Consider the following 10,943-nt stretch of genomic DNA (forward strand, 5'->3'; position numbering starts at 1 on the left):
GGACGCGCCCTGACCAGGATCCTGCCTGCGCAGGCCGCGCCCGGCCCGGCCGGCTCAGCCGCGCCCGCGCCCCCCCCTCCCTGTCCGCCGGTCCGCGCCCCCGAGCGCGGCCGCCAGCCCCCGTTCGGGATCCGAAGCGATGCTCACCTTCCTCAGGCCGGCCGTGGCGCTCACGGCCCTGGCGCTCACGGCCTTGCCGCTCGCGGCCTGCGTGCCCACCGCCGCGCCGGACTGGCTGGTTGCCCCGGCCAACCCTGCCGCTGCCGTGCGCGCGCCGCGCTACTCCGCGGTCACCGCGGGCGTGGCGCGCTACGACGTGGTCGATCCCAAGGACTGGCGCGAGCTCAACCGCGCCGTGACGCCGAAGTCCGGCTCGGGCGGCATGGAGGGCATGGACCACTCCCGGATGCCCGGCATGAACATGCCCGGCATGGGCGGCAAGCGCGACACGGGAGGGCGGTGATGGGACCCACCTGTAACCAAACCCCGCCCACGGACTAACCCCCAAAGGGAACTCACGGATGACCTTGCCTCAGACTCGCGGGTCCGGCGTCCGCCGGGGAGCCGCAGCGTCGCTCGGCCGTCGCGCCCGGACCGCTGCCCTCCTGGCGTCGGTCGGGGTGCCGCTTGGCGGCTGCGTGGGCTTCTCGGCCGACGGCGGTCTCGGACCGGCGCACAGCTACGCCGCCCTGGAGCTGAGGAAGGACATCGTGAAGGTGTCCGACGAGATCGCCGCGACCGGCGCGGCGGCGCGCGCGGACCAGCTGCTGCGGCGCCCCCTGACGCCCGACAGCGCGGTTCAGGTCGCCCTCCTGAAGAACCGCGCCCTGCAAGCATCCTTCAACGACCTCGGCGTGTCGGAAGCCGAGTTCGTCCAGGCGACGTTGCCGCCGGTCCCGCGGCTCTCCCTCAGCCGAACCGGGGGCGACTTCACCCTGGAGGTCGAGCGCTCGCTCACCGCGAGCCTCATCGAGCTCCTGACGCTGCCGGTCCGCATCCCGATCGCGCGGAACCGTTTCAGGGCGGAGCAGTACCGCGCGGTCGGGCAGGTCCTGCGCCTCGCCGGCGAGGCGCGGCGCCAGTTCTATCGCACGGTGTCGGCGAACCAGTCCGTCGCCTACCTGGAGCAGGCGCTCGCGAGCGCCGGCTCCGCCTCCACCCTGGCCAAGCAGCTCGGCGAGACGGGCGCGTTGAACAAGCTGGAGCAGGCGCGCGAGCACGCCTTCTACAGCGAGCTCGGGGCGCAACTCGCCAAGGCGCGCGTCCTGCAGCGGGTCGAGCGCGAGAAGCTGATCCGCCTGCTCGGCCTGTGGGGGCGCGAGATCGACTTCAAGCTGCCGAACGGCTTGCCGTCGCTGCCCGGTCGGCTGGTGAGCGGCACCCAGATCGAGGCCGAGGCGATCAAGAAACGCGCGGACATCCAGACGGCGCGCTTCGAACTCCAGTCGCTCGCGGGCCAGTACGGCCTCAACCAGGTCAGCGGCTTCATCAACGTGCTCGATATCGGCTACTCCGACCGTTACGAGCGCTCGAAGGCGTTCGAGCCGAACGAGCAGGGCGGCTTCAACGTCACGCGCGACAAGAGCTTCGGCCGCGGCTACACCGTCGACTTGGTCATCCCGATCTACGACTTCGGGACGACGGTGGTGCGCGGAGCGCGGGAGGCTTATCTCGGCGCCGCCCATCGCCTTGCGGAGAAGGCGGTCAACGCCCGTTCGGAGGTCCGCGAGGCCTACCAGCGCTACCGCGGCCAGTACGACATCACCCGGCACTACCAGGGCAGCGTGCTGCCGCTGCGCAAGACGATCCAGGACCAGGCGTTGCTGCAGTACAGCGGCATGCTGATCGACGTCACCACGCTGATCATCGACGCCCGCTCGCGGATCCTGAGCAATATCCAGGCCATCGAGGCCCAACGCGACTTTTGGATCGCGGCGACCGACCTCAGGGCGGCCGTCATCGGCGGCGGCTTCACCGGCGAAGGCTTCGGTGGCGAGTCGGCTGGAGCCGAGGCGGTGGCCGGCGGCGGTGGCGACACCCTCGCGGCCGCCACGCCCGGCGGCTGATGCCGCTCCCCCACGAGACCCATGGAGAAACCGATGACTGACATCTCGCGAAGGGGCCTGCTGGGCGCTGGGGGGCTCGTCCTCGCAGGAACGTCCATGATCAGCGGCCGCACGCAGGCCGCCGGCCTGCCCGAGGCGCCCTCGATGGACAAGGCGACGACGCAGCCGCCGCTCGTGCCGACCACCGGGGTGGACTACCAGCCGGTGGTGACGCTCAACGGCTGGACGCTGCCGTGGCGCATGCGCGGGGACTGGAAGGAGTTCCATCTCGTGGCCGAGCCGGTCGTGCGCGAGATGGCCCCCGGGATGAAGGCGCATCTCTGGGGCTATAACGGGCAGTCGCCCGGGCCGACCATCGAGGCGGTCGAGGGCGACAAGGTCCGCATCTTCGTCACCAACAAGCTGCCGGAGGCGACCGCCGTCCACTGGCACGGCCAGACCCTGCCCAACGGGATGGACGGGGTGGCGGGCCTGAACCAGCCCGGCATCCCGCCGGGCAAGACCTTCGTCTACGAGTTCATCCTGAGGCGCTCGGGCACCTTCATGTACCACCCGCACTCGGACGAGATGGTCCAGATGGCGATGGGCATGATGGGCTTCTTCGTCGTGCATCCGCGCGATCCCGCCGAGCGGCGGGTCGACCGCGACTTCGTCTGGCTCCTGAACGCCTACGACATCGAGGCCGGGTCCTACGTGCCCAAGGTCAACACGATGCTCGACATGAACATGTGGTGCTTCAACAGCCGGGTCTGGCCGGGCATCGAACCCATGGTCGCGCGCCAGGGCGACAAGGTGCGGATGCGCTTCGGCAACCTGACCATGACCAACCACCCGATCCACGTGCACGGCGTCGACTTCAAGGTCACGGGCACCGACGGCGGCTGGATCCCGCCCGAGCGCCAGTGGTTCGAGGTCTCTGCGGACGTCGCGGTCGGCCAGATGCGGGCTATCGAGTTCAACGCCGACAACCTGGGGGACTGGGCGGTCCACTGCCACAAGTCGCACCACACCATGAATGCCATGGGCCACTCGGTGCGCACCTACATCGGCGTGAACCTGAAGAGCACGGCGAAGCGCATCCAGAAGATCGCGCCCGGCTACATGCCGATGGGCTCGACCGGCATGGGCTCCATGGCCGAGATGGAGATGCCGCTGCCCGAGAACACGCTGCCGATGATGACCGGCGCCGGCCCGTTCGGATCGGTCGAGATGGGCGGCATGTTCACCGTGCTGAAGGTCCGCCCCGACGTGGCGCCCGGCGATTACAGGGATCCGGGCTGGTACCAGCACCCAGAGGGCACGCTGGCCTACGAGTGGACCGGCGAGCCCCTGCCCGAGCCGACGCGGGCGCCGGACACGCCCAAGGGCCGGAAAGCCCGCGAGACCGACCTGCGCGTGGTCGACCCGCGCAAGCGCCGGACGGCCTCCAACCCGGGCGGTCACGGAAACCACTGAGCCGGCGATGCCGGATGTCTTCCAAGCTTCCGCCGGAACGACGCCCCGATGCGGGCGGGCACCGGCGGACGGGTTCGGGTGGACCTAGTCCGCCCGAAAGCCGCTGCGCGGGCGCCATCGCCCCTCAACAAGTGCCCGTGCAGCGGCACAACGACCATCAGGAGAATACGATGAGGAAGGTACCTCCCTTCGCCCTCGCCGCGCTGCTGGCTCTGGCGAGCCCGGCCTGGGCTCAATCGGTCAAGGCCACGGTCACGAAGGTCGACCCGGCCGCCGGCAAGGTCACGCTGGACCACGAGCGCATTCCGAAGCTCGACATGGACGCCATGACCATGGCCTACAAGGTCAAGGACCCGGCGATGCTCAAGGACCTGAAGTCCGGGGACAAGGTCGAGTTCGACGTCGACGAGGCCGGCGGCCAGTACACCGTCACCCAGATCCAAAAAGCCAAGTAGCGCCTCGAACGGGCCCGCCGCGCGGGCACGCCCGATCACGCGCGGCGGCCCCATGCCGCGGAGGAAATCACATGCGACGTCTATTGCTGTCGGCCGCCATGAGCGTGGCGCTTGCGAACCCGCTCTCGGGCGGGGCCTGGGCCCAACCCGCCAAGGGTGCCCCGGCCGCTCTGGAGCGCGTGCGCGAGGTCATGGCGGACCGGTTCAAGAACCTCAAGCTGACCGGGGACCCGGATCGGGACTTCGCCGAGCTCCTGATCGCGAGCTACGAGCAGTCCCTCTTCCTCGCCAAGGCGCAGCTCGATTACGGCGGCGACCGGCAGCTGCGCGAGACCGCGCAGAAGATCCAGGACGAGCAGCAGCAGAAGATCGACGCCCTCAAGGAATGGCAGGTCCGGAGCCGGCAGTCGGACTACCGGCCGCAGCCGAACCAGACGCCGTCCGGCGAGGGTCCGCTGGACCGCAAGGCGCAGGCGGGCGGCTCGACCCAGCCCGCGTCGCCGTCGCCCGCGCCGGCGTCCCCCGCCAAGCCTGCCGCGGCCCAGCCCCCTGCCAACACGCCCCTGGTGAGCGGGACCGTCCAGAAGGTCGACGAGGCCGCCGGCAAGGTCACGCTGGACCACGAGCGCATCCCGAACATCGACATGGACGCCATGACGATGGCCTACCGGGTTGCCGACCCTGCCATCCTCAAGGGGGTGAAGGCCGGGGACCGGGTCCGGTTCTCCGCCGACCGGGTGAACGGGCAGCTTGCCATCACGCGCATCCAGAAGGCGCGGTGAGAAGACGGATCCGACGAGAGCGCTCATCCCAGTTCGTCCGACGGCCCCCCCGCACCTGACGCGTGGGCGGCCCGTCTCTGAACCGGTCACTCAGGACACATCCATGCAAACCGCCAAGATCGCCTTCCTCACGTTGCTCTCGGCCGGCATCCTGGCGACGGTCGCCGCCGCGGCCGTGATCTACGCTGGCGTCTTCAACGTCGCCGCGACGGAGCCGCACTGGGCCCTGACCTCGTGGGTGTTGGAGACGGCACGGGTGCGCTCGATCCGAGCCCACGCGGCCGGCCTGCTGCCGCCGGCGGGCTACGACGAACAAGCCAAGCTGGTGCCGGCCGTCGGGCACTTCGCCGAGCATTGCGCCACGTGCCATGGCGGACCGGGCACCAAGCGCAACGAGGTCGCGGAGGGCATGTATCCTGAGCCGCCGAATCTCAAGGAGGCCGCGAAGCGCTACAGTGCGGGCGAGCTGTTCTGGATCCTGAAGAACGGGATCAAGATGAGCGGCATGCCGTCGATGGCGAGCGACGGGGACGAGATGCTTTGGGCGACGGTCGCGCTGCTGCGGAAGCTGCCGGAGATGACCGACGACGAGTACAACGACCTGTGGATGCAGGCACAGGCAGGCGACGCTCATGCCGGAATGAACCACGGCGCCGCCGGGACGGACGGCACGAAGGCAGCGGAGAACCCCTCCAGCACAGCGCAGCCGGACGGCGGCGCGCGCCACAAGCACAACCATTAGCGGGAGCCGTACGACGCCGGCGCCGAGGCAGGGTACTTCCTGTGAATGCTCCACCTGCTTCCGACAGGCCGAGACCTGTTCCGCGTAGAATTCTGATGTACGTGCACGCCCTCGCAGGCGGCGGAGCAGAACGCGTGTGGGCAATCCTCGCCACTGAATTCTGCAAGTTCGGACATGAAGTAGTTGTGGCCGTTGATTACGAGGCCCGGGAAAACATGGCTCATTTGAGCCCCGATGCTCGGCTTGTCGTGTTAGGAGGCGGACATCTACGCTCAACGGCGCGCCTTGCCGGGCTGATACGTCGCGAGCGGCCGGACGTCACGATCTCCGCGCTGGCCTCCTCAAACCTCAAGCACACGGTGGCAGCGGTCCTGGCCGGCCGCTTGCGCCGGAGCGTCATCACGTACCATGGCTATACGGCGAACGAGCGTGGGCTTCTCAGCCGCATCGGCTACCTCGCCACGCCGCTTCTCACCCGGATGGCCGCTCGTACAATCGCCGTCTCGGACGGGCTTGCCCGATACCTGCAGGAGAGGCTTGCGGCCAATCCGAGCCGCTTGAGCCGGATCTACAATCCGGTCCTCTCTGATCGCGTGGCGGAGAAGGCACCCAACCGGACCGTGCCGGTCATCCTTTCCGTGGGTCGCCTGGACCATGCGAAGGATCATCAGACCCTCCTGCGCGCCTTCGCCAAGGTACGACAACCGAGCGCGCGCTTGGTGATCCTCGGCGAGGGGGTCGAGTATGCGCGTCTCGAAGCCGAGATCGACCGCCTCGGCCTGTCCGGCCGGGTCGAGCTTCGCGGCTACGTCATGGAACCCTGGCCGGCCTTTGCGGAGGCGAGTTGTCTCGTTCTGTCCTCACGCGTCGAGGCCTTCGGTCTTGCCGTGGTTGAGGCCCTAGCCCACGGCATGCCGGTCGTCGCGACGGATTGCGACGGGCCGCGCGAGATCCTGCTCGACCCGGCGCTTGGGGTTATCGTTCCGGTCGGCGACGCCACGAAGATGGCCGAGGCTATCGAAGCCGTCTTGGAAGATCCGGGCGACGCTGAGAGACGCCGGCGGCGCGCGGCTGACTTCTCCCCGCGGCGCGCGGCCACGGCCTACGACGCCTTGTTCGAGGCAGTTGTGGAACGGGATAGCAGTCTTCGCCCCTCCCTGTTCGGGCGACATGGAACCTAGAAAACCGCGCCGAAGACGCGTTTACCACCGATTTCTGGCTTGTTACGAGGAAAGCACGATGAAGCTCTTCGCGATTCCGTTGGTTCTTGCCCTCAGCCTCGCATCCGGTTCTGCCCTCGCCCATGGCGAGGCACCCAAGGCCGCGCACGGCGGCCTCGTGCAGGAGGCCCAGGAGCTCTGGCTGGAACTCGTGGTGAAGGACACCGACGTGACCGTCTACGTCCTGGACGAGATGCGCAAGCCCGTTCCGGCGTCCCAGGTCTCGGGCACCGCAACGGTGCTCGTCGGCGGCAAGAGCTACAAGGTCGACCTCAGCCCGGCCGGCTCCAACAGCGTGCAGGGCAAGCTTCCCGTCGCGGCGAGTGGCCAGGTCGTGGCAACGGTTTCGCTCAAGGTCGGCGGCAAGGCCGCCACCGCGCGGTTCACGAACAAGGCTTGAGCGGCCGGGATCACGAAGCCGCCGCAGGTGCGGTAACGGTCGGCGAAGCGGCTAGCTGTCAGGCAGGCCGGTCGCCGGTCGTCCCAGGAAGCCCCGGCCCGGCCTGCGGTCGCGAGCCTGCCGACATGACACCGGCCGCCTTCATCGATGCCCTGGCGGCGCTTCGCTTCCGTGACGCGTTCAACCCCTACGCCGTGGTCTGTCCGGATCACGACGGGGCCGACGCCCCGCAGATCCGGAGGGAGAACCTGCGGCTCGTTCCGGAGGCGGCCCTCGCGGGAGGCGTCGATCCGATCTGGATAGCGCGCGACCTCGGGTATCGCGGCGGGCGGCGCACTGGCCTGGCGCTCACGGACGAGGCTCACCTCCCCGCCCATGCCGGCCTCCATGGGCAGTTGCCGCTCTCACGGGCCGCCCGGGGGCCGGCGGTGGCCGAGCGCACCGCGACGGTGACCTGGCAGGTCCTCCGGCACCTGCGGCGCCCGGTCTTCCTCTGGAATGTCTTCCCGCTCCACCCGCACGCCTCCGGCGGCCCGCTTCCCAATCGCTGCCACAGCCGGTCTCGAACGGCAGGCTTCCCCCCACCTCCTCGAATGGCTGGTCTCGGAACCGCGCCCTCGCACCATGGTCGCTATCACGAGGGACGCTGAGGCGGCCCTGGCGGATTTGGGCATGACGGCCGAGCGGGTCCGCCACCCCAGCTACGGTGGCTAGGGCGAGTTCATCGCCCTGATGGGAGAGTTGTACGGCTTGCCCGCCAAGGTCCAGCGCGAGGTGCAGCCGACGCTGCCTTGAGGGCGGGACAGCCGCCGGGCCTTGCCCAGAGAAGCCATGCGGGCCCGCGCCTCGGACCTGTCTCGCCAGACCCATCAGCCGCCCCGGCCCGGAACAGGCGGCCTGAAACCTTGTCGCCGAGACGACAGCGCGCAACCTACGCCGGCGCGACTTTCTGGGCCGACGGTTCGATGCGCGTGCGGCGTGGGCGAGAGAAGCTGGGTCGCCTTACTTTGCCTTGAGTGTGATCTCGGTCTACGCCACCGTAAAGGTTCGCGAGGCAAGGGAGGAACGGGTTGGACGCGGCGGTTCGTGCGCGATTGCTCGCCTCCATGGAAGCGGGGCGCCTCGTCATACTCTGCGGTGCCGGATTGTCGATGGCGCCGCCGAGCTCCCTACCGTCGGCATGGTCCGTGGCCACCAGTTGCTACGACCGGTATGTCATGAGCATCGACCCCGCGTGCCCGCCGGGGTTGCGCGGCGACCTGGAAGCCTTGGCGGAGATCTTCGCGAGGGACGACACCCTCGGCTCGGTCTTCATCGAGGCCCTCGTTCCCTGGGAGAGTTTCGTCAGGCCGCCGAACGCCGGCCACGCGGCGGTGGCGGACTTCCTGATCACGCGCATGGCTGCCGGCGCCGTATCGGCGAACTACGACAACCTGATCGAGCGCCGCGCACAGGATTACGGGTTCGACCTCGCCGCCTCGCTCGACGGCGACGAGGCCACCGTGCGGGCCCGCATGCACGCGCCCTTGCTCAAGTTCCATGGCTGCTCGGTGCGCGAGCGGCGCGCCACCGTCTGGACGGCGTCGCAGCTCACCGAGGACGGCGTGATCGCCGCGCGCATCGCCAAGACCAAGACCTGGATGGCGGCGAACCTGCGCGAGAAGGACCTGCTCGTCGTCGGCTTCTGGTCGGACTGGTCCTACCTCAATGCCGTTCTCGCCGAGGCGATGACGGGCGTCGCGCCGCTGTCGGTGACCCTGGTCGACCTCGCGGGCGAGGACGTCCTGCAGGCCAAGGCCCCCGAGCTCTGGACGTTGGCCAATTCGGGGAACGTCCGCTTCGCGCATGTCAGGCGCTCGGGGGCCGAGGTCCTCGACGAACTCCGCCGGGCGTTCTCCCGGGCTTACCTCCGCAAGGTGCTGCACGCCGGACGCGCCGCGGTGGAGAGGGAGACGGGGGCGGCGTGCGAATCGGCCTGGCTCGATCCCCCCGATCTGGGCAGCGAGGACCTCTACGGCCTTCGTCGGGACGCCGAAGGCGTGCCGGCCACCGCCGCCGCGACCTTGCGGAACCCCGGCCCTTCCGAAGTCTTGGGCTACGCGCACCTGTTGCTGCGCCGTGCCGGCGCCGTCCAGACCTCCGTCGGCTATGATCTCGCCGGCCGCCGGGTCAGGGTCGTGAACGGTTCGGGTACGCTGCTCCAGACGACGCAGGACCGGTTCAGGGAGACACCGTTCGAGGTCGCCGACGTCGTGGTCTGCGCCGGCGCCGTCGACGTCGGCCTGCCGGTGAACCTCGTGCGGGAGGGGCGCCCGGGCGACATCATCCGGCCGGGCGCTTCGGCGGCGTGGCTCGACCTTCCCGCGGCACGCCAGGAGCTCGGTGTGTGATGGACATCGCGACCCAATCCGAGGTGCTGCTCCGCTCGGCCGGCTACGAGACTTGGACCTGGCCGGGCGGCAGCGTGCCGGTCGTCTGCTTCGAGAATGCGTCCGTCGCCGGCTTCCTGCACGTCTTCGGGAGCGGCGAGAGCCTGCTCGCCGACTGGCGGCAGGTCCAGCAGGCCACGCTCGGCCGACATGCGGCCTCGCTGCGGTCCGCGGGCGCCAAGGCCTGGAACGTCTACGCCTTGTTCCTGGCCGGCGGTGCCGAACCCGGCCTCGCGCGGCAGATCGAGCGGATCGAGGAGAACTTCTCCATGACCCGCAAGATCGCGCGCGGCGACCTGCGCACGGCGGCCGACCTGCGAAGGACGTTGTTGCCCCTCCTGCCGGTTCTCAGCGCGCCCGTGATCGGCGGCGCCGACTACCGCGCCCGTCTGCGGTCGCGGTTGAGCGACGTTCCGGACGCCGCGGTGGCCGCCTTCCTGGGCGCCGCGAGCGCTTCCGACGTGGCGCGCATCCTGGTGGATGCGCCATGAGGCTCGACTACCTCGAACTGTGCGGCTTCCGGGGCTTCCGGGAGCGCCAACGCGTGGATTTCGGCCCCGGCTTTACCGTCATCTGCGGACGCAACGGCGTCGGGAAGAGCACGCTGTGCGACGCGGTCGAGTTCGCGCTCACGGGCCAGATCGACAAGTACCTCGTCGACAAGGCGGCCAGGGAGAGCCTCGACGACTATGTCTGGTGGCGCGGCGAGGGGCAGCCGGAGGCGCACTTCGTCACGGTGGGGTTCCGTGCCGATGACGGGAGCGGCTTTGCCGTGACGCGCTCGCGCGAGACCGGCGCCGACCGGGACGCGGCCCGCATCGAGGCACTGCTCTGCGTCCCGGGCGCGAAGCCCGAGCGGGCGCTGCAGCAGGTCTGCAGGACCTCCATCATCCGCGACGAATGGATCGCGGCGCTCAGCCTCGACCTGACGGAAACGCAGCGCTTCGAGCTCGTGCGGGCGGCGCTGGGCGCCATCGAAGGCCCGGATTACGCCGCCAAGGCGCGCGAGGTCATGTCCTCCGCCGAGGGCGCGCACAATACGGCCGCGCACGCCTACGAGGAGGCGCGCGCGCGCCTGACGGCGGCGTTGACCGATCTGGAGGAGACCCGGGACGTCGCCCTGCAGGCCGGCGACATCGCCGCCGCCCTGTCCAGCCTGGACGGACTGACGCCGGCCGGCGGCCAGGACTTGGGCAGCCGGGTCGCGGCGGCGCGGCAGGCGCTGGCCCGCCGCCGGCTGAGCCTCGGCGAGATGGGTGGGGTCGCGGACGAGGTTCGCGCGGTGACCGCGCTGCGGTCTGCGCCGTCCCCGTCGATCTCGGACGCCGCCCGACCGGGGCATGACGCCGATCCGCGACGGGCTGCCGGCGCGGCCGCGCTGCCGCTCGGTCCGG

At 69.9% G+C, this 10,943-nt stretch carries 12 protein-coding genes; all 12 read left to right on the top strand.

The genetic code is table 11. The annotated features are described in order from the left end of the window. Positions 1-139 precede the first annotated feature (139 nt). Positions 140-463, top strand: a complete 324-nt coding sequence (locus MET9862_RS26305) for a hypothetical protein (RefSeq protein WP_012454459.1) — start codon at positions 140-142, stop codon at positions 461-463. A gap of 58 nt (positions 464-521) precedes the next feature. Further along, positions 522-2,066 carry a TolC family protein gene (locus MET9862_RS26310; protein ID WP_142585907.1) on the top strand — a complete coding sequence of 515 codons (1,545 nt, stop codon included), beginning with the start codon at positions 522-524 and terminating at the stop codon, positions 2,064-2,066. 33 nt (positions 2,067-2,099) lie between these two features. Next, a complete protein-coding gene (locus MET9862_RS26315) occupies positions 2,100-3,521 on the top strand; it encodes a multicopper oxidase family protein (RefSeq protein ID WP_041371993.1) in 1,422 nt (473 codons plus the stop codon). 170 nt (positions 3,522-3,691) lie between these two features. After that, entirely contained in the window at positions 3,692-3,976 is a 285-nt protein-coding gene (locus MET9862_RS26320; RefSeq protein ID WP_012454462.1) for a copper-binding protein, read from the top strand. A gap of 71 nt (positions 3,977-4,047) precedes the next feature. Beyond that, entirely contained in the window at positions 4,048-4,758 is a 711-nt protein-coding gene (locus MET9862_RS26325) for a copper-binding protein (RefSeq protein ID WP_012454463.1), read from the top strand. Positions 4,759-4,861: 103 nt separating this feature from the next. Further along, a complete protein-coding gene (locus MET9862_RS26330) occupies positions 4,862-5,500 on the top strand; it encodes a c-type cytochrome (RefSeq protein WP_009864849.1) in 639 nt (212 codons plus the stop codon). 95 nt (positions 5,501-5,595) lie between these two features. After that, positions 5,596-6,681: a glycosyltransferase gene (locus MET9862_RS26335; protein WP_012454464.1), complete on the top strand. Its 1,086-nt coding sequence runs from the start codon at positions 5,596-5,598 to the stop codon at positions 6,679-6,681. A 58-nt stretch (positions 6,682-6,739) separates the two neighbouring features. Next, complete coding sequence (locus tag MET9862_RS26340) at positions 6,740-7,120, top strand: hypothetical protein (RefSeq protein ID WP_009862577.1); 381 nt, start codon at positions 6,740-6,742, stop codon at positions 7,118-7,120. A 125-nt stretch (positions 7,121-7,245) separates the two neighbouring features. Beyond that, the gene (locus MET9862_RS26345) at positions 7,246-7,770 is read left to right on the top strand and encodes a uracil-DNA glycosylase family protein (protein ID WP_012454465.1); all 525 of its coding nucleotides are present in this window, start codon (positions 7,246-7,248) and stop codon (positions 7,768-7,770) included. 420 nt (positions 7,771-8,190) lie between these two features. Then, positions 8,191-9,510: an SIR2 family protein gene (locus MET9862_RS26350; RefSeq protein WP_238254537.1), complete on the top strand. Its 1,320-nt coding sequence runs from the start codon at positions 8,191-8,193 to the stop codon at positions 9,508-9,510. Further along, complete coding sequence (locus tag MET9862_RS26355) at positions 9,510-10,040, top strand: hypothetical protein (protein ID WP_012454467.1); 531 nt, start codon at positions 9,510-9,512, stop codon at positions 10,038-10,040. Before MET9862_RS26350 ends, MET9862_RS26355 begins: the two co-directional genes overlap by 1 nt. A 53-nt stretch (positions 10,041-10,093) precedes the next feature. Further along, the coding region (locus MET9862_RS26360; protein WP_244612921.1) for an ATP-binding protein at positions 10,094-10,943 on the top strand (850 nt) is incomplete at its 3' end.

Source organism: Methylobacterium symbioticum (genome assembly GCF_902141845.1).
Lineage (GTDB): Bacteria > Pseudomonadota > Alphaproteobacteria > Rhizobiales > Beijerinckiaceae > Methylobacterium > Methylobacterium symbioticum.

Excerpts from the sequence above, each read along its gene's own strand:
- MET9862_RS26335 (WP_012454464.1), top strand. The coding sequence starts at position 5,596 with ATGTACGTGCACGCCCTCGCAGGCGGCGGAGCAGAACGCGTGTGGGCA.
- MET9862_RS26315 (WP_041371993.1), top strand. The coding sequence starts at position 2,100 with ATGACTGACATCTCGCGAAGGGGCCTGCTGGGCGCTGGGGGGCTCGTC.
- MET9862_RS26355 (WP_012454467.1), top strand. The coding sequence starts at position 9,510 with ATGGACATCGCGACCCAATCCGAGGTGCTGCTCCGCTCGGCCGGCTAC.
- MET9862_RS26325 (WP_012454463.1), top strand. The coding sequence starts at position 4,048 with ATGCGACGTCTATTGCTGTCGGCCGCCATGAGCGTGGCGCTTGCGAAC.
- MET9862_RS26305 (WP_012454459.1), top strand. The coding sequence starts at position 140 with ATGCTCACCTTCCTCAGGCCGGCCGTGGCGCTCACGGCCCTGGCGCTC.
- MET9862_RS26340 (WP_009862577.1), top strand. The coding sequence starts at position 6,740 with ATGAAGCTCTTCGCGATTCCGTTGGTTCTTGCCCTCAGCCTCGCATCC.
- MET9862_RS26330 (WP_009864849.1), top strand. The coding sequence starts at position 4,862 with ATGCAAACCGCCAAGATCGCCTTCCTCACGTTGCTCTCGGCCGGCATC.
- MET9862_RS26345 (WP_012454465.1), top strand. The coding sequence starts at position 7,246 with ATGACACCGGCCGCCTTCATCGATGCCCTGGCGGCGCTTCGCTTCCGT.
- MET9862_RS26310 (WP_142585907.1), top strand. The coding sequence starts at position 522 with ATGACCTTGCCTCAGACTCGCGGGTCCGGCGTCCGCCGGGGAGCCGCA.
- MET9862_RS26320 (WP_012454462.1), top strand. The coding sequence starts at position 3,692 with ATGAGGAAGGTACCTCCCTTCGCCCTCGCCGCGCTGCTGGCTCTGGCG.